The 19816-nt window shown below is 41.2% G+C and carries 15 protein-coding genes; 12 read left to right on the forward strand and 3 right to left on the reverse strand.

What is annotated here, in order from left to right; all coding sequences use genetic code 11:
- Entirely contained in the window at positions 1–465 is a 465-nt protein-coding gene (locus ACHUFA_RS03560) for an 8-oxo-dGTP diphosphatase (RefSeq protein WP_222347374.1), read from the reverse strand.
- Between the two features lie 167 nt (positions 466–632).
- On the opposite strand from ACHUFA_RS03560, the gene ACHUFA_RS03565 reads away from it, so the two are divergent.
- Positions 633–911 carry an autorepressor SdpR family transcription factor gene (locus ACHUFA_RS03565; RefSeq protein ID WP_222347375.1) on the forward strand — a complete coding sequence of 93 codons (279 nt, stop codon included), beginning with the start codon at positions 633–635 and terminating at the stop codon, positions 909–911.
- Complete coding sequence (locus tag ACHUFA_RS03570; RefSeq protein WP_222347376.1) at positions 898–1533, forward strand: SdpI family protein; 636 nt, start codon at positions 898–900, stop codon at positions 1531–1533. Before ACHUFA_RS03565 ends, ACHUFA_RS03570 begins: the two co-directional genes overlap by 14 nt.
- A gap of 4 nt (positions 1534–1537) precedes the next feature.
- Here ACHUFA_RS03570 and ACHUFA_RS03575 read toward each other — a convergent pair whose 3' ends face one another.
- Complete coding sequence (locus ACHUFA_RS03575; protein ID WP_394404930.1) at positions 1538–2176, reverse strand: deoxynucleoside kinase; 639 nt, start codon at positions 2174–2176, stop codon at positions 1538–1540.
- A 274-nt stretch (positions 2177–2450) separates the two neighbouring features.
- On the opposite strand from ACHUFA_RS03575, the gene metG reads away from it, so the two are divergent.
- Positions 2451–4466 (forward strand): methionine--tRNA ligase, encoded by a 2016-nt coding sequence (gene metG / locus ACHUFA_RS03580; protein WP_394404931.1) that lies wholly within the window; start codon positions 2451–2453, stop codon positions 4464–4466.
- A 104-nt stretch (positions 4467–4570) separates the two neighbouring features.
- Here metG and ACHUFA_RS03585 read toward each other — a convergent pair whose 3' ends face one another.
- The gene (locus ACHUFA_RS03585) at positions 4571–4819 is read right to left on the reverse strand and encodes a hypothetical protein (RefSeq protein WP_394404932.1); all 249 of its coding nucleotides are present in this window, start codon (positions 4817–4819) and stop codon (positions 4571–4573) included.
- Between the two features lie 376 nt (positions 4820–5195).
- Between ACHUFA_RS03585 and ACHUFA_RS03590 the strand changes: the two genes are divergently transcribed.
- The 9 genes from ACHUFA_RS03590 to alaS all read left to right on the forward strand — a co-directional run bounded on the left by ACHUFA_RS03590 (position 5196) and on the right by alaS (position 19739).
- On the forward strand, positions 5196–10388 hold the full coding sequence (locus ACHUFA_RS03590) for a pullulanase (RefSeq protein ID WP_394404933.1): 5193 nt from the start codon (positions 5196–5198) through the stop codon (positions 10386–10388).
- Positions 10389–10679: 291 nt separating this feature from the next.
- Entirely contained in the window at positions 10680–11630 is a 951-nt protein-coding gene (locus tag ACHUFA_RS03595) for a competence protein CoiA (protein ID WP_394404934.1), read from the forward strand.
- A 44-nt stretch (positions 11631–11674) separates the two neighbouring features.
- Positions 11675–13477 (forward strand): oligoendopeptidase F, encoded by a 1803-nt coding sequence (gene pepF / locus ACHUFA_RS03600; RefSeq protein ID WP_394404970.1) that lies wholly within the window; start codon positions 11675–11677, stop codon positions 13475–13477.
- Between the two features lie 45 nt (positions 13478–13522).
- On the forward strand, positions 13523–14056 hold the full coding sequence (locus ACHUFA_RS03605) for a GNAT family N-acetyltransferase (RefSeq protein ID WP_394404935.1): 534 nt from the start codon (positions 13523–13525) through the stop codon (positions 14054–14056).
- Entirely contained in the window at positions 14046–14579 is a 534-nt protein-coding gene (locus ACHUFA_RS03610; protein ID WP_394404936.1) for a GNAT family N-acetyltransferase, read from the forward strand. The genes ACHUFA_RS03605 and ACHUFA_RS03610 overlap by 11 nt, the downstream gene beginning before the upstream one ends.
- A 3-nt stretch (positions 14580–14582) precedes the next feature.
- A complete protein-coding gene (locus ACHUFA_RS03615; protein ID WP_394404937.1) occupies positions 14583–15104 on the forward strand; it encodes an HAD hydrolase-like protein in 522 nt (173 codons plus the stop codon).
- 53 nt (positions 15105–15157) lie between these two features.
- Positions 15158–15877: an O-methyltransferase gene (locus tag ACHUFA_RS03620; RefSeq protein ID WP_394404938.1), complete on the forward strand. Its 720-nt coding sequence runs from the start codon at positions 15158–15160 to the stop codon at positions 15875–15877.
- 60 nt (positions 15878–15937) lie between these two features.
- Positions 15938–16924 carry a peptidylprolyl isomerase gene (locus tag ACHUFA_RS03625; RefSeq protein WP_394404939.1) on the forward strand — a complete coding sequence of 329 codons (987 nt, stop codon included), beginning with the start codon at positions 15938–15940 and terminating at the stop codon, positions 16922–16924.
- A 196-nt stretch (positions 16925–17120) separates the two neighbouring features.
- Positions 17121–19739 carry an alanine--tRNA ligase gene (alaS, locus tag ACHUFA_RS03630; RefSeq protein ID WP_394404940.1) on the forward strand — a complete coding sequence of 873 codons (2619 nt, stop codon included), beginning with the start codon at positions 17121–17123 and terminating at the stop codon, positions 19737–19739.
- Positions 19740–19816 lie beyond the last annotated feature (77 nt).

Here is a 19816-nt window from a genome sequence, read left to right on the forward strand (position 1 = left end):
TTAACGGAGTTCGGTCTGGTAGCCGTGGTCTAGATGTCCACGATAGTAGAGTTCAGATAGGTCAGGATTTTCCATGACTTCCAGCATGGTCAGAAGGTCACCTGCGGTATTATCTTTGGTGAGAGAAGATTTTGGGAGCCATTTGACTTCACCTTCTTCAGAAGAGCGAAGTGTCCCGCTGAATTGATTAGTACGGTAGAGAAAGACTAAGTAGCGCTCGTTCTCACGAGTTGTCCAATTTTTCATACCGACCAGACGAGGATTTTCAATGGTTAGCCCTGTTTCTTCATAGACTTCACGGACGACCGCTTCATGGAGGGATTCATCCCCTTCAATATGACCACCAGGAAAGGCAATCCCATGCCAGCTATAAAGCTCGGCAGGTCGATCTTGGACGACTACGTTTCCATTTTCATCCTCGATAAGGCACATATTGGTCAAAATAACAGGCTGGCTTCTACTCATAGGAACTCCTTTTCTATACTGGACATATTTTACCAAAAATATGGATTGAGTGCGAGCGTGAGTGATTGAAAAACTATTTAGAAAAATTTCGAAATAGTTCTTGACGATTAAAAAAGAAGGAGTATAATCTATTTAGAAGAATTTCAAAATAGATAGGAGGACAATTCATGGCATTCGCAAAAACGTTTAAGGCATTATCAGATCCCGTCCGCCGAGATATCTTAACCTTATTGAAAAATGGACACCTGTCAGCAGGAGACATCGCCTGCCAATTCGATATGACGGCGTCGACCATTTCCTATCATCTCAAACTGCTCAAACAAGCAGATTTGATTATGGAAAGACGGGAGAAAAATTTTATTTATTACGAGCTGAATACCTCTGTTTTGGAAGATATTCTGGTCTGGATTTCTGATTTGAAAGGAGATTCTCATGAAAATCAATAAAAGATTATTAGTACTGACTTCCCTTATTTGCCTCCTACCAATCGTTTTTGGACTCTTGGTCTGGAAACAATTACCGACTCAAGTTCCAACACATTTTGGATTTTCGGGAGAGGCAGATGGCTATTCGAGCAAGATTGAAGCGGTATTTATCCTGCCTCTCATTTTGCTGGCACTACATATTTTTACCATTGTTTTTACAGCAATCAGTCCCAAATCAAGTAATGTCGGTCCTAAAATAACCAAGATTATTTACTGGATGCTTCCTCTACTAGCCCTGTTGGTCCAAGTTAGCACCTTTTTAGTGGCACTTGGTTATCTGAAAAATCCTAGTCAACTGATTATTGGCTCTATCAGTCTGCTCTTTATTATCTTAGGGAATTACTTGCCAAAACTTCGTCAAAATTACACTGTTGGAATCAAGTTGCCTTGGACCTTAAATGATGAGAAGAACTGGAATCGCACTCATCGTATGGCAGGAAAAGTTTGGGTCGTTTGCGCTAGTCTGTCCTTGCTGACTTGTCTATTTCCAACCCTCACTCCTTATATTTTTCTGCCAAGTATTGCGCTGATGATCTTGGTGCCGGTGATTTATTCCTATCAGATTTCAAAAAAAGAAGCCTAGAAAATTAGGCTTCTTTGCGTACGTCATTCATTTTTTCTGAAATCAAGTCAAATACTTTTTCCCAATCAGTGTCTTGCATGACATCAAAATGATCGGTATCAATCATCATTTTAGGGCTGTAATCATAACGGTCATACCAATCTTGATAATGAGAGTGGAGGAGTCGATAGTAGTCTTCTAGTCCATTTTCAGTAGTTGGTTGCTCGAAGGAACGTCCACGTTTTTTGATATTATTCATAATATGGTCAAAGCTACCATTGAGGTAAATCAACAAATCTGGTGCTTTTTTAGGAAGTCCGTCGATTTCCTCCATCATATTATCCAATAATTCAAGGTAGAGATTGTATTCTTCTTGGCTAATATTTCCTTGTAAGGTATTGATATAGGTGAAAAGAGCATCTTCGTAGATAGAGCGGTCCAAAACATTGTCATCTGCCAGATAGGCCTCTTTGATTGATTTAAACCGTTTGTTTAAGAAATAAATTTGTAAAGCAAAACCGTATTTATCTGGCTCTTCATAATATTTATCTAAAATAGGATTGTTGTCTACTGGTTCAAAAAAGGCTTCCGTTCCCAATGCTTCAGCCAATCGAGATGTGTAGGTTGTTTTTCCCACACCGATCATGCCTGCTAGTATTATCACGATAGTGATGTACCTCCGAATATGATGTTATAGTTGAGCGTTTCAATGGTAAGATTGAAACAACCACAATAGATTGTATAATCCTTACAATTATAACACTAAATAGGAATTTTACAAGGGTAGTGTAGGGAAGGTTTGTCTTGGTTTGTTACGGATACCTTGTGGTGTGGACTATAAAAATCACTGGAAATATGGTAAAATGTTTCAGTTAGGGAATAGTACTTGCTCTATCTCCCGATGAATAACGCGTCTCATTTGCGCGAAAGGAGTCATTATGACAGATAAGAAAAACTTTTATATTACTACACCGATTTACTACCCATCAGGGAAATTGCACATCGGGTCTGCCTACACAACTATTGCCTGTGATGTTTTAGCACGTTACAAACGGCTCATGGGCTATGATGTGCATTACTTGACAGGTCTTGATGAGCATGGTCAAAAAATCCAACAAAAGGCTGAAGAAGCTGGTATCACCCCACAAGAATACGTTGATGGCATGGCCAAAGGCGTTAAAGAATTGTGGGAGCTTTTGGATATTTCTTATGACCAATTTATCCGTACCACAGATGATTACCATGAAGCAGCCGTTGCTAAAATTTTCCAACGTTTGCTTGATCAAGGTGACATTTACCTTGGCGAATACACTGGTTGGTACTCAGTTTCTGATGAAGAATTCTTTACAGAAAGCCAGTTGGCAGAAATTTACCGTGATGAAAATGGCAGGATGATTGGTGGGGTTGCCCCATCAGGTCACGAAGTGGAAAAAGTGTCTGAAGAGTCTTATTTCTTCCGCATGAGCAAATACGCTGACCGCCTTAAGGCTTACTATGCAGAGCATCCAGAGTTCATTCAACCAGACGGTCGTATGAATGAAATGCTTAAAAACTTTATCGAACCAGGTTTGGAAGACTTGGCAGTTTCTCGTACAACCTTTACTTGGGGGGTTAAAGTTCCTAACGACCCTAAACACGTGGTTTACGTTTGGATTGATGCCCTTTCTAACTATATCACTGCCCTTGGTTACAATAATGACCTACCAAACCACATGGACAAATTCTGGGGCAATGATGTGTCTCGTGAAGTCATCCACATGATTGGTAAGGACATCCTTCGTTTCCACTCCATCTACTGGCCAATTATGTTGATGGCCCTTGATTTGCCATTGCCAACACGCCTGGTCGCTCACGGTTGGTTTGTCATGCAAGATGGTAAAATGTCTAAGTCTAAAGGGAACGTGGTCTACCCAGAAATGTTGGTAGAACGCTTCGGTCTTGATCCATTGCGTTACTACCTCATGCGTTCATTGCCAGTTGGTTCAGACGGTACCTTCACACCTGAAGACTACGTTGGACGTATCAACTATGAATTGGCTAATGACCTTGGAAATCTTTTGAACCGTACGGTTGCTATGATTAACAAATACTTCGGTGGTGAGGTTCCGGCCTTTGCGACAGCAACTGAATTTGACGCAGACTTAGCAGCAGTTGTAGCTGATAGCATTGCGGGTTATCACAAACAAATGAAGGCTGTTGATTACCCACGTGCCCTTGAAGCGGTTTGGACAATCATTTCACGTACCAACAAGTACATTGATGAAACAGCTCCTTGGGTACTTGCCAAAGATGAAGCTGACCCTGACCGCGACAAATTGGCGGCGGTAATGGCTCACTTGGCAGCTAGCCTCCGTGTCGTAGCGCATCTCATTCAACCATTCATGATGGAAACTTCAAATGCTATTATGGAACAATTGGGACTTGCCTCTGCCTTTGCCCTTGAAACCCTTGAATTATCAGGACTTCCAACAGGTATCAAAGTGATTGCTAAAGGAACACCAATCTTCCCACGTCTAGATATGGAGAAAGAAATTGCCTACATCAAGGACCAAATGAATGCTGGCAAAGCGCCTGTTGAAAAAGAGTGGGTGCCAGAAGAAGTGGAATTGACCTCAAGTAAGGACCAAATCAAGTTTGAAGACTTTGACGCTGTGGAAATTCGCGTTGCTGAAGTGATCGAAGTTGAAAAAGTCGAAGGGTCGGACAAATTGCTCCGCTTCCGCTTGGACGCAGGCGACGCTGACCACCGCCAAATCTTGTCAGGAATTGCCAAATTCTATCCAAACGAACAAGAATTGGTCGGTAAAAAACTCCAAATCGTAGCCAACCTCAAACCACGTAAAATGATGAAAAAATACATCAGCCAAGGGATGATTCTCTCTGCAGAACACGATGGCAAATTGACTGTTTTGACGGTTGATAGCTCAGTTCCGAATGGAGCGATTATTGGGTAAGAAATAATGAAAACAGCGGTTTTTAGTGCCGTTGTTTTTGATTGACATAGAGTAAAAAACAAAACAGACTAGAACTTTCGTTCCAGTCTGTTTTGTTATCAGTTTTATAAATTTTGTAAAGCAGGTACGATAATAAAGATTGTAATGACCATATTTGCGACAACTAAGACAAGGCCGATGATGTTGAGGATTAGCTCTAATTTGTAATCGAAATCAGAGTTTTTCTTGCCGTTAAAAGCGAATACCAGGCCGATGATTCCACAAATCAAACCGACGATAGGCAAGAGGATACCACCAATAATAGAAATAATTCCAAGCACAAGTGGTGCAACTTTTTTCTTTTCTTGAATCATAAAAAATCTCCTTTAATTTACTAGTGTTTAGTATACCATCTATTTATTTGAAAGTCAAATTATTTTTATACAGAATAAGCTAGCGGAGTAGGAGTCGTTATCTAAATAATACTGAGGGATCACATGCTTAAGATGTTGAATGGGGACAGTTGATTATGTGTTTAAAGGAATCCGTTCTTTTTTGAAAAGACATCTAGCGTTTACCAAGGTATGGAAAATTATCGTTGAAAGAAGTGTGCGTATTTTCAGTATGTGTAGAATAAAAATATGAATATTTAATAGGTATTTTTAGGAAAAATCGAAATCACTTTCATATTGAAAACGTTTGCACTAAATGCTAGAATAACTTTGACATTAAATCTATATCGGAGGGCTTATGGAAAAGAAAAAATTCACCACAAAGCAATCGCTATTTGGGCATAGACAGTTAAAATATAGCATCAAAAAGCTGACGGTAGGAGTGGCTTCCGTCCTTGTTGGAGTTTTTTTTGCTATTTCAGCCAATACGGCATATGCTGAGGAAAATAGAGCGACTGTTTCAGAAGCAAGTGCTGTGCTTTTGTCGACTGAAACTGATGCAAACGATAGCGTAGATTCTACAAGAGAACTAGTAGCGGAGCCCACAATAGTCGGTTCTACAGAGGTAGATTCAGAAACCACAACAAGCGGTGTGGAACAACCTCTACCAGTAAATGAGCAGCCTATAGCGGATTATAGTGGTGAAAAGAGTAAACCAGATTTCAGTTTACGTGAGGGTGAGGATCGTGAGACTGCTATTCGTGAATTGAAAGTGCAGATTGAGGATAAGAAAAAGAGCATTGAGTCTTTTTCCAGCGATGCTCCACGTCGTGCGGATTTGGAAAATTTTTTGAAGTTACTCAATGAGCGATTGGCCTTTCTAGAAAATTCTGTTGAGGAGTCAGAAGGACCAGTAGCCCCAAGTGTAGCCGTAGAGCCTTCTGCACCGACTACGCCAAATGTAGTAGCAGATCAATCAACCACCACAAGCATTCCAAGTACAGACCAGCCAAAGTTTGCCCTACGTCCAGGTGAAAAATTGGATCAGGCGATAAAAGATGTAACCAAACAAATTTCTGATACGGAAGAAACCCTGAAATCTCCTATCATTGAAGAGCAACGACGTATTGACTTAAAAAACTTTTTGAACTTACTTCAAGAACGTCTGGCTTATCTTCAAAAACTAAATTTACGTTCAGGTGAAGAACTGGAACCAGCTATTAAAGATTTACAGAAACAAATCGCTGATACTGAGCAAACCTTGCAACTCACGACGCTGAATGAAGATACTCGTGCCTACTTAGAAAAAATATTGCCTCTCTTTAAAGAACGTCTGGCTGCTCTTCAAACCCTAGTTAGACAAACACCAAATTCGGAAGAACAACCTAGCGAGGCAACAACTGCAACTTCTGAAGCAACTGTACCAGCTCCTTCAGAAGTTGACCAACCAACATCATCCGAAACTGAGACACCGATAGCAGAAGCTAAGATTGCAGCAGGTTATTTCCGATTGCACTTTAAACAATTACCAAACGGCTATAGCAAAGAAAATATCGGTCTATGGCTTTGGGATGATGTGGAGACTCCTTCAGAGAAGAAGGGAGGCTGGCCACAGGGAGCAACAAGTTTCACGACTGCCACAGAGGATAACTATGGTTATTACCTAGATGTTAAAATGGCAGACAAAGAAGTATTGACTAAGCTCTCTTTCAAACTAAATGGCCTGTTGGACAGCAAAGATTTGAGTCCAGACCGTACACTTGAAATTCTTAGTACAAAGATGAATGAAGCATGGGTTGATGCTGAACATAATGTCTATGCCTACGAACCACTAGAAAAAGGCAGCATTCGCATTAATTATTTACGTGAAGATAAAAAATATGAGCATCTAGGAGCTTGGATTTGGGGAGATGTAAAAACGCCATCTGACTCTATCGGAAAATGGCCAAATGGTGCTGATTTTGAAAAGGAAGGGAAATACGGCTACTATGTGGATGTACCGCTGAAAGAAGCCGCTAAGATGCTTGGATTCTTGATTGTGAATGAGTCAAAACCTGACAATGCAAAAATCCAAGAGAAGAATTATGAATTTGGAGATGTAGCTCACCATACGCAAATCTTTGTAAAAGACAGCGATCCTAAGATTTATACAAATCCTTACTACATTGACCAAGTGAAACTTGTTGGTGCAAAGCAGAATTCACAGACAGAGCTGACAGCTTTCTTCTCAAATCTTGATGGTGTTACTAGAGAGGATTTAGCAAAAGTTCTGAAAGTAACAGACAAAGATAACAAGGATGTTTACTTTACAGAGTTGGTCGTAGATGCAGCTAATAAAATGTTGCATATCAAGGGAGAATTCTCAGCCGCAAATGCTCTTTACAAGGTGAAATATGAATCCAATGAGTTTGTTGCAAAAGTTTCATGGGAATTAAAAGATGAACTTTATGCCTATGATGGTAAATTAGGGGCAGAATTGACACAAAATGGTCGTCAGGCAACACTCAATGTGTGGTCACCAAGTGCAGACAAGGTTGAAGTTGTTGTCTACGATAAAATAGAGCAAGAGAAAGAAATTGCTACAGTTGAGATGGTCAAGGGTGAAAAGGGCGTCTGGTCAGTTCAACTCAATCAAACCAATGGAAAACTGTCTGATTTTACTGGCTACTATTACCAATACCGCATCATACGTGGGGATAAAACGGTATATGTTTTAGATCCATATGCGAAGTCTTTAGCACCTTGGAATAGCGATACAGCTAAAGGAGAGATTGGCGCTAAAGGTGTTGCCAAAGCAGCCTTTGTCGATCCAAGAAATTTGGGTCCAACAGACCTGTCTTACGCTAAAATTCCAAATTATACACATCGTGAAAAGGCTATTATCTATGAAGCACATGTCCGTGACTTTACTTCTGATGCTAGTATTGAAAAAGACTTACAGCATAAGTTTGGAACATTTGCTTCATTTGTTGAAAAATTGGATTACCTGCAAAAATTAGGTGTTACCCATATTCAGTTATTGCCAGTCATGAGTTATTACTATGTCAACGAATTGGATAAAACACGTTCAGAAAATTATACTTCTGGAAATCAAAACTATAACTGGGGCTATGACCCACATAGTTATTTTGCTCTGTCAGGTATGTATTCTGAACAACCAGAAGATGCTGGGGCACGTATTAGAGAATTTAAGAATCTAGTCAAAGAAATCCATGATCGCGGAATGGGAGTCATCCTTGATGTGGTTTATAATCATACTGCTAAAACTTCGATTTTTGAAGATTTAGAACCAAATTACTATCACTTTATGGATGCTAATGGCACATCACGAGAAAGCTTTGGTGGTGGCCGTTTGGGAACCACTCACTACATGAGTCGCCGTGTTTTGGTCGATTCGATCAAGTACATGGTTGACGAATTTAAAGTGGATGGCTTCCGTTTTGATATGATGGGGGACCATGATGCTGAGGCTATTCAAAAAGCGTTTGATGCAGCTAAAGAACTCAATCCAAACATTCTTATGTTAGGAGAAGGCTGGTCCAGTTTCAAAGGTGATGAATACCAACCTAAGCAAGCAGCCGACCAATCTTGGATGGATAAGACAGATTCTGTTGGTGTCTTTTCTGACGATATTCGCAATACATTGAAATCTGGCTATCCAAATGAAGGTCAACCTGCTTTCTTGACAAATGGTCGTCAAAATATTGACAAACTCTTTAAAAATATTAAAGCTCAGCCAACGAATTTCAATGCTGATGATCCAGGTGATGTGATTCAGTATATCGAAGCGCATGATAATTTAACCCTGCACGATGTCATTGCACAGTCTCTGAAAAAAGATCCTGCCAAGCACGAAGATGAAATTCATAAGCGAATTCGTATGGGAAATGCCTTGATTTTAACATCACAGGGGACAGCCTTTTTTCACTCAGGTCAAGAGTATGGTAGAACCAAGCAATTACTCAGTGATGACTATGTAGGTAAGGTAGAAACAGCTCCTGAAAAATCAACTCATATTTCAGAGGTGGAAAAATACCCATACTTTATTCATGATTCCTACGATTCCTCAGATGCGGTGAATAAATTTGATTGGCAAAAGGCGACAGATAAAGAAAAATATCCACTTCATACAGCGACCCAAGCCTATACTGCAGGTTTGATTGCGCTTCGTCGTTCAACAGATGCCTTTACACGTGCAACTCGTGCAGAAGTGGATGCCAATGTTAGCCTCATTATGAAACCAATGGAAGGTTCAATTGGCTACGATGATTACTTTATTGCCTACCAAGCCATTGCTTCAAATGGCGATAAATACGGTGTCTTTATCAATGCTCAGGATATTGAACGTACCTATTTTGTGACAGATGAATTTATTGATTACTTGAAAGCGACCGTTCTTGTGGACCAAGAAACTGCAGGTATAGAGAAGATTGCTTTACCAAAAGGGGTTCGGATTGATGTGGAGAAAAAACAGATTATCCTTGCTCCTCTAACTGTTGCCGTCCTACGTGTAGCTAAAGATGAGTCGCTCACTCCAATAGCTCCAGAAGTGCCGTCAGAAGAGGAATCGGATTATAGTTTACGTCCAGGTGAAGATCGTGAAAAAGAAATCAGCGACTTGAAAGTGCAAATAGAGGAGTCCAAAGATACTCTCAAGGTACTTGATGAGAATGTCCCACGTCGTGCTGATGTGGAAAAACTGTTGAAGAAACTTGAAGGTCGTTTAGCTTATCTCGAAGCATTAGGATCAACTCCAGAAGAATCAGTAACACCAACTACACCTGCAGATCAACCTGTTGAAGGAGTTGCAAGCAATACTAGTCAGCCACATTTTGGATTGCGTAAAGGAGAAAGACTGGATGTAGCTATCAAAGATTTGGAAAATCAAATCGCTACTATGGAGGAAACCTTACAATCTAAAGAAATCAAGGACGAACGTCGTATAGAACTAGAAAAATTCTTGAACCTATACAAAGAACGGTTGGCTTATCTGAAAAAACTGGATTTACGACCAGGCGAAACATTGGAACTGGCAATCAAAGGATTGGAGAAGGAAATTTCTGAGACGGAGGAAACTTTACAGTTATCACATCTAACTACAGACACTCGTGGTTATTTAGAAAATGCTCTCAGGCTCTTCAAAGAACGTTTGGAAGCTCTTCGGACGTTGCCTACTCCAGAGCAGTCAAGTCCCCCATTGACCACATTGGTTCCTGCGAATCCAGTTATAGCAGAACAATTGAGTCAGCCACTGACACCATTAACTCCAGCGACTCCAATTGTTCCAACGCAACCGAGTCAACCTTTGATCGAGTTGACGCCTGCAAGGTTGGCAAGGAAAAAAATGAAAAATAAGAAAGTAAAGGTTTTCGTGACTGGTCGAGGCCACAAGAAAGTAGACAAGAGAAGAGCTAAATTGTCGAAGCGATCTCGGTCTCCGAAGAAAATGTGTACATGTGTTCCAGTGTTGTTCTCTGAACATCGTTCTTTCCACACTTACAATTTCTACCTTTGGGATTCTGGTGCAAGATACGTAAAAAAATATTGGTAAAACGAATCTGTTTGCCTGAAATTTAACCATTTATCGGATAGCTTTTATTCCCGCGTATCTCTTGCTATGTATGAAAGAAGAGAGTGGTTGGTTTCATAGCCGACTGCTCTCTTTTTCGTCTGCCATTTACATCATCAAGAAATAGCTGAACAAAATATCTGAGAAGAAGAGGAGGATAGGAGTCTCATTAGCCTATTTAACTTTGTAGCTCTATCTGATTAAGGAGTAGAAAAGTGTTCTAAGAGCAAGATGTATCTTACTTTTTACGAATAATCTAGTGAAGGAGGTTTTATGCTAGTTGCTTATGATGACAGGGGGAGTCTGGTCAATTTGGCTCAGATTGTGCCAGTAGAAAGAAGGAAGTATAAGTGCCCATGTTGTGGGGCACCGGTTCGTCTTAAAAACGGGACCATCATGCGACCTCATTTTGCCCATATTAACTTAGCGGATTGTCGTTATTTTTCGGAAAATGAGTCTACCCAGCATTTAGAATTAAAGGCAAGTCTTTATGAGTGGGCTAGCAAGTCAGTTCAAGTGGGAGTAGAAGTGGCTCTTCCTAGCATTCAGCAGATTGCAGACCTCTTGGTGGAAGACAAGCTGGCGCTGGAAGTCCAGTGCTCAACTTTGCCCATAGACCGCTTACAAGAGCGGACTCAGTCTTATCACAAGGCGGGCTATCAGGTGCTTTGGCTACTGGGAAAAGACCTCTGGTTGAAAGAAAAATTGACTCCTCTGCAGAAACAATTTCTGTATTTCAGTCAGAATATGGGCTTTCATCTTTGGGAATTGGAAGTGGAGAAGAAATTGTTGCGCCTGCGTTACTTGATTCACCAAGATTTACATGGCCGGGTGCAATATTTGACTAGGAGTTTTCCGTTTGGACAGGGGGATTTGCTGGATATTCTTCGCCTCCCCTATGCGAGCCAAAAATTATCCTGTTTTGAAGGGAAAATAAATCAGAATATCTGTCATTATGTGGCTCAGCAACTTCATTACCAGTCACCCAAATGGATGAAAAAGCAGGCGCAGGCTTATGAAAAAGGAGAGAATTTGTTGTTGTATGACGAAAATGACTTCTATCCTCAGATTCAATTGCCTGTTAGCCAAGACGGTTTTGCACAGATAAGACAGGAGTTGTCAGAAGTTTATGAGCAGTTTCAGGCATTTTACCAAAAGGAAAAAAATAAAAAAGTTCAGAAACTCTACCCGCCAATCTACTATAAAATGGCCTGTAAGCGCTAAAATGTGGTATAATGAAGATATTGATGTCAAGAAAGGAAATGATGATGACGAAACAACGTAATGAAATCGACGACAAGTATAAATGGGACTTGTCCACTATTTTTGCGACAGACGAAGCTTGGGAGGCTGAGTTAGCTTCTATCCAAGAGGAAATGGAAAAAGGACGCGACTTTGCGGGTCACCTTTTAGATTCAGCAGCTTCTCTCTTAGAAATTAGTGAGTTCCAGCTAGGACTCATGCGCCGTATTGAAAACCTTTACGTCTATGCATCTATGAAGAATGACCAAGATACACGTGAAGGCAAGTACCAAGAATTTCAAGCTAAGGCTATGGCTCTTTACTCAACTTACGGACAAATTTTCTCTTTCTACGAACCAGAATTTTTGCAGATTTCAGATGAGCAATTCGCAGCTTTCTTAGCAGAAGAGCCAGCTCTTGTGCAGTACAAGCACCAATTTGAAACACTTTTAGCACAAAAAGCGCATGTCTTATCACAAGAAGCGGAAGAAGTTTTGGCAGCGACGAGCGAAATCTTTGAAGCACCGTCTGAAACCTTCTCTATCTTGGACAATGCTAGCATTCAATTCCCAGAAATCGCTGACGAAGACGGTCACTTGGTGCCTTTGTCACACGGTAGCTACATTTCTTACATGGAATCTAAAAACCGTGATGTCCGCCAAGAAGCTTATGAAGCTCTCTACGGTACCTATGAACAATTCCAGCATACTTATGCGAAAACCTTGCAGTCTAATGTGAAAGTCAACAACTTGAAAGCTCGTTTGCGCAAGTATTGTTCTGCTCGCGAAGCTGCGCTTTCAAATAATTTCATCCCAGAATCTGTTTATGATACCTTGGTAGCGGCTGTGAACAAGCACTTGCCACTATTGCACCGTTATATCAATCTCCGTAAGCAGTTGCTAGGTTTGGATGATTTGAAGATGTACGATATGTACACACCATTGTCTGAGACAGACTACAAGTTTACCTACGAAGAAGCGCTTGCAAAAGCAGCGGATACGCTTAAAATCTTCGGTCCAGAATACTCTGCTATCGTGGAAAAAGCTTTCAGCGAGCGCTGGATTGACGTTCATGAAAATGAAGGGAAACGTTCAGGTGCCTACTCTGGTGGTGCTTACGATACCAACGCCTTCATGCTTCTCAACTGGCAGGATACCTTGGATAATCTCTACACTTTAATTCATGAGACAGGGCATTCGCTTCACTCCATGTTTACTCGCCAAAATCAGCCATATGTGTATGGACATTACTCAATCTTCTTGGCGGAAATTGCTTCGACAACCAATGAAAATCTCTTGACAGAGAAACTCTTGTCAGAAGTAACAGATGAGAAAACACGTTTCGCTATTCTTAACCATTACTTGGATGGCTTCCGCGGTACGGTCTTCCGTCAGACACAATTTGCAGAATTTGAGCATGCTATTTACAAGGCAGACCAAGAAGGACAAGTCTTGACAGCTGAATTCCTCAACCAATTGTACGCGGACATCAATGCCAAGTACTATGGCTTGTCAGCAGAAGACAACTACGAAATTCAGTTTGAATGGGCACGGATTCCGCATTTCTACTACAATTTCTACGTTTACCAGTATTCAACTGGTTTTGCAGCAGCTTCAGCCTTAGCTGAAAAAATCACCTACGGTACACCAGAGGACAAGGAAAACTACCTCAACTACCTTAAGTCTGGCAACTCAGATTATCCGCTTGAAGTCATCAAAAAAGCAGGTGTGGATATGACCAAAGAAGACTATCTCAACGATGCCTTTGCAGTCTTTGAAAAACGCTTGACTGAACTGGAAGAATTAGTTGCCAAAGGTGCACATTTGTAATCAAAGAAAAATCCCTTCGGGGATTTTTTGGCATTCGGAGGTTTTATGGAAATTAGACGATTGACAGCAGCAGACAAAAAAGCATTTTTGAGCTTCAATCAAGACTTGGTAGCAGAAGAGGCAGTGGGAAATGTTTTCATAGAAGCAGAACCAATCACAGATTTTGAAGCCTATTTGACAAAAATTCTCCACCAAGAACATGAGGTAGCTGACCCAAACTGGTCCACTGTGACTACTTATTTTGCCTTTCTGGATGGACAAATTGCTGGGAAGATTTCATGTCGCTGGGAGTTAGAAAAGGGAAATTTAGCGGGAATTGGTGGGCACATCGGCTATGTCACCGCACCTCGTTTTCGTAGACAGGGCGTTATGAAAGACATGCTAACTTTTGCTTTTCAAGAATACTTAAAACGAGGAATCGAGCAGATCTTCATTACTGCCCTGGAAAAAAATCTTCCCAGCCGTAAAACGATTGAAAGTGTTGGTGGTGTCTTGCAGGACATCATTGATGTAGAAAATGGCAAACGCTTGGCACGGTATTGGGTGGACATCAGGGAGGAGAAGAAGCATGGATATTAGAAAACTGGAATTAGCCGACCAAGAAGTCTATCGTGCTTTTGAAGCAGATATGTTAGCAGACAAGGAGCACAATCCTTTTGTGGAACTGACCTACATTGATGATTTGCCCAAGGCTATTCGAGAAGGTCAGCACTCGGAGGAGAAACAAGAAGGGCAGACTTGGTCCACCTATTCGACCTACTATGCTTTCGTAGATGGAGAGATTGCAGGATTACTACGTTGTTTTTGGGAAGCGGAGAATGAAGCTGTTGTCAAACTCGGTCAGATTGGCTACATGGTTCTTCCCAAATTTCGTCGCCAAGGTTTTGCCATGGAAATGCTGGCATTTGCCAAAGATTTATACGCGCAAAAAGGCTATGAAAAAGTTTCTATCGCAACCAGTCAGGACAATTTTCCTAGCCGTTGTTTGATTGAAAAAGCAGGTGGTCAGCTGGAAAGTTTGTCACAGTTTGAATACTTTGGCAAGAAGTTGCAAGTTGCCAAGTATTGGCTGACTCTCCAGTCTAAACCGACCTTTATCTAGGATTTGGACGGGACTTTGATTGACTCCTATCCCGCTATTATGCGCGTCCTCGAGGTGACGTATCAGGCTTACGGCTGGCAATTTGACTACGACAAGGTCCAAGACTACATTCTGGCTCATTCTGTTGGTCAGCTTTTGGAGGAAAGGGCAGAGCGCCACAAGCTGAACGACTTGCAGAGTCTAAAATCTTTTTACTCTGAAGATTTGAAGCAGCGCGACCAGGAGCTGGCGCTTTTCCCAGAAGCGCGTGAAGTACTGAATTGGACTCGGGAAAATGGCATCCGCAACTTCATTTATACCCACAAAGGAGACAATACAGAGACTGTTTTGGACTTGCTGGAGATTGCCGATTATTTCACAGAATGTTTGCATAGTCAGTCAGGATTTGCTAGAAAACCGCACCCTGAGGCTATGAATTATCTGGTGGAAAAATATTCAATAATCAGTTGGCGTCGTTTTGTAGCTTTCATAGAACCTCCTAGTCTTTCTTTACATCATATCATAAATGAAATTTTTAGTCGCTAGATTACAAAATAAAAACTTTGAAAAAACTATATAAATACGCTATACTAGAAAACATGGTTGAATCATATAGTAAAAATGCAAATCACAATATGCGTCGTCCGGTTGTTAAAGAAGAAATTGTTGAGTTTATGCGGACTCGTCAAGCCCAAAATACAGGTTTTTTGAAAGAATTAGAAGACTTTGCTCGTCAAGAAAATATCCCCATTATCCAGCATGAAGTGGTGACCTATTTCCGTTTGTTTTTGCAAACGATGCAGCCTCAGAATATCTTGGAAATTGGGACAGCGATTGGTTTTTCAGCTCTATTAATGGCAGACAGTGTGCCTGAGGCAAAGATTACGACGATTGATCGTAATGAAGAGATGATTGGTTTTGCCAAGCAAAATTTTGCCAAGTATGATAGTTGCAAGCAAATTGAACTCCTAGAGGGAGATGCCTTGGACCTCTTGCCGACCTTACCTGATGATGAATATGACTTTGTTTTTATGGATTCTGCCAAGTCCAAATACATTGTCTTTTTACCAGAAGTTTTGAAAAAACTAAAGGTTGGAGGGGTCATCATTTTTGATGATATTTTCCAAGGGGGAGACGTGGCGCGTGATATCATGGAAGTGCGTCGTGGACAGCGGACTATTTACCGAGGCTTGCAGCGTCTGTTTGATGCGACCTTGGACAATCCAGGATTGACAGCTAGCCTTTTACCACTTAGCGATGGCCTTTTGATAGTGAGAAAAAATTGTCAAACTATTTCGCTTTCGAATGAGGAAAATTAAGCAAATTTTAAGCTTTTATGGTATAATGGTGGGGTTAACGAAAAAAGGAGAATTTTCAGAATGAAAACTAAAAAAATTCTGGCTGGAGCTGTAACACTTTTGGCAGCTGTGACACTTGCAGCTTGTAGCTCAAACAGCAAAGACATTATCACAATGAAGGGTGGTTCTATCACAACTTCTGAGTTTTATGATCGTGTTAAAACAAACTCAAGTGCTCAAAAAGTATTGCTTGAATTGGTCATTTCTGACGTTTTTGAACAACAATACGGTAAAAAAGTGACCGATAAAGAAGTAGACGAGTACTACAACAAAATAGCAAAACAATACGGCGAGTCATTCTCAGCAGCTTTGACATCAGCAGGACTGACAACTGATACTTACAAAAAACAAATCCGTGCCAACATGTTGGTGGATTACGCTGTAAAGGAAGCAGCCAAGAAAGAATTAACAGATACCAACTACAAAGCGGCTTATGATGCCTACACACCAGAAGTTTCTGCGCAAATCATCAAATTCTCAGATGAAGCAAAAGCGAAAGAAATCTTAGCTAAGGCACAAGCTGGTGAAGATTTTGCGACTCTTGCAAAAGACAACTCAGAAGATACAGCTACCAAAGAAAAAGGTGGTGAAGTAAAATTTGATTCAACGTCAACAAGTGTAGCAACAGAAGTACAAACAGCTATCTTTGCCTTGGAAGAAGGCCAAGTTGGTGCTTCTGTTGTGAAAGTAACAGATGCTACAACGTATCAGTCATCTTACTATGTTGTAAAATTGACGAAGAAGACAGCTAAATCTGACAACTGGAAAGACTACAAAAAAGTCTTGAAGAAAGCTATCTTGGCGCAAAAACAAAGCGACTATACATTTAAAACAAATGTTATTTCTAAAGCTTTGAAAGAAGCTAACGTGAAGGTGAAAGATTCTGCATTCTCAAATGTATTATCAAATTACATCACGACTGACAAGGATAGCAAGAGCTCTTCATCAGCAGCTGAAACTTCTGACTCAGCTACAAAAGAAAGCTCAACTTCATCATCAGACAAATAAGCGTAAGAATGGTAGAAAAACTCTTTCTGCAGAAAATTGGCGGTCGCTGCGAGCCATGAAAGACTTTCTACTTGCTACTTATGTAAGAAAAAATAATAAACTAAGAGGATGACAAGTTCATCGAATGAAGGTGGTACCGCGGTTTTTCGCCCTTCGTTTGATTGGATTTGTCATTTTCTCATGACAAGGAGACATCATGAAACAATTATCATCAGCACAAATTCGCCAAATGTGGCTTGATTTCTGGAAATCAAAAGATCACTCCGTTGAACCATCAGCAAACTTGGTTCCCGTAAATGACCCAACCCTTCTTTGGATTAACTCAGGTGTAGCAACCCTTAAAAAATATTTTGACGGATCTGTTATTCCAGAAAATCCACGTATCACCAATGCACAAAAATCAATCCGTACCAACGATATTGAAAACGTTGGTAAAACAGCTCGTCACCACACCATGTTTGAAATGCTGGGTAACTTCTCAATTGGTGATTACTTCCGTGATGAAGCTATCGAGTGGGGCTTTGAGCTTTTGACAAGTCCAGAATGGTTTGCTTTTGATAAAGACAAACTCTACATGACTTACTACCCAGCTGATACAGACTCATACAAGCGTTGGATTGCGTGCGGTGTTGATCCAAGCCACTTGATCCCAATCGAAGACAACTTCTGGGAAATCGGTGCGGGTCCTTCAGGTCCTGATACAGAAATTTTCTTCGACCGTGGCGAAGCCTTTGACCCAGAAAACATTGGTATCCGTCTTCTTGCAGAAGATATTGAAAATGACCGTTACATCGAAATCTGGAACATCGTATTGTCACAATTCAATGCGGATCCAGCCGTTCCTCGTTCAGAATACAAAGAATTGCCTAACAAAAACATTGATACGGGTGCAGGTTTGGAGCGTTTGGCAGCCATCTTCCAAGGGGCTAAAACAAACTTTGAAACAGATCTCTTCATGCCAATCATCCGCGAAGTGGAAAAATTGTCAAGTAAAACTTACGATCCAGATGGCGACAACATGAGCTTCAAGGTCATCGCTGACCACATCCGTGCCCTGTCATTTGCCATCGGTGATGGTGCTCTTCCAGGAAATGAAGGTCGTGGTTATGTCCTTCGTCGTCTACTTCGTCGCGCTGTTATGCATGGACGTCGTCTTGGTATTAACGAAACTTTCTTGTACAAATTGGTTGTAACTGTTGGTCAAATCATGGAAAGCTACTACCCAGAAGTGCTTGAAAAGCGTGAGTTCATTGAAAAAATCGTTAAACGTGAAGAAGAAACTTTTGCTCGTACTATTGATGCTGGTTCAGGTCACTTGGATCATTTGCTTGCGCAGTTGAAAGAAGCTGGACAAGACACGCTTGAAGGTAAAGACATCTTCAAATTGTACGATACTTACGGATTCCCAGTTGAATTGACAGAGGAGTTAGCAGAAGATGCTGGTTACAAGATTGACCACGAAGGCTTCAAAGCAGCCATGAAAGAACAACAAGACCGTGCGCGTGCGGCTGTTGTTAAAGGTGGTTCAATGGGCATGCAAAACGAAACCCTTGCAGGTATTACAGAAGAATCGAGCTTCAGCTACGAAGTATCAACCTTGGAAGCTAACTTGTCAGTTATCGTTGCGGACAATGAGCGCACTGAGGCTATTTCAGAAGGTCAAGCCCTCCTTGTCTTTGACCAAACTCCATTCTACGCTGAAATGGGTGGTCAAGTTGCTGACCACGGTATCGTGAAAAATGACAAGGGCGACACGGTTGCCCGCGTTATCGATGTTCAAAAAGCACCAAACGGTCAACCGCTCCATACAGTTGAAGTCTTGGCAAGCCTTTCAGTTGGCACAAGCTACATCCTTGAGATTGACAGCAAACGCCGTCTTGCTGTTGAGAAAAACCATACAGCAACTCACTTGCTCCACGCTGCCCTTCACAATATCATCGGGGAACACGCAACTCAAGCGGGTTCACTCAATGAAGAAGGTTTCTTGCGATTCGACTTTACGCATTTTGAAGCGGTGACTGCTGAGGAACTCCGTGCGATTGAAACACAGGTCAATGAAAAGATTTGGGAAGCTCTTCCTGTGACAACAATTGAAACAGACGTTGAAACGGCTAAGTCAATGGGCGCAATGGCTCTCTTTGGTGAAAAATATGGTAAAGCTGTTCGTGTCGTTTCAATTGGTGACTACTCAGTTGAACTTTGTGGTGGTACTCACTTAGGTAACACTTCAGAGATTGGTCTCTTCAAGATTGTTAAAGAAGAAGGTATCGGTTCGGGAACACGTCGTATCCTAGCCTTGACTGGTCAAGCTGCTTTTGAAGCTCTCCGTTCACGCGAAGATACCCTTAAAGAGATTGCTAAAACCCTTAAAGTTCCACAAATGGACCAAGTCCCAGCCAAAGTTGTAGCCCTTTCAGAAAACTTGCGTGATCTCCAAAAAGAAAATGCTGAGTTGAAAGAAAAAGCAGCAGCGGCAGCAGCTGGTGATGTCTTCAAAGATGTTAAAGAAGCTAATGGTAAATCATATATTGCTACACAAGTTTCGGTTTCAGATGCAGGTGCCCTTCGTACCTTCGCTGACAACTGGAAACAAAAAGATTACTCAGATGTGCTTGTTTTGGTAGCTGCTATCGGTGACAAAGTGAATGTCCTTGTAGCAAGCAAATCCAAAGAGGTTCACGCTGGTAATGTGATCAAAGTCTTGGCACCAATCGTATCAGGTCGTGGTGGTGGTAAACCAGACATGGCTATGGCCGGAGGTAGTGAGGCAAACAAGATTGCAGAGCTTCTAGCCGCTGTTCCATCACAATTTTAATTATTCATAATCCATGTTTTGAACGTGGATTTTTTTTTTTTTTTTTGCAAAAAATCATAAATACAACTAGATTTCAC

This window comes from Streptococcus hepaticus, assembly GCF_043656315.1.
Lineage (GTDB): Bacteria > Bacillota > Bacilli > Lactobacillales > Streptococcaceae > Streptococcus > Streptococcus hepaticus.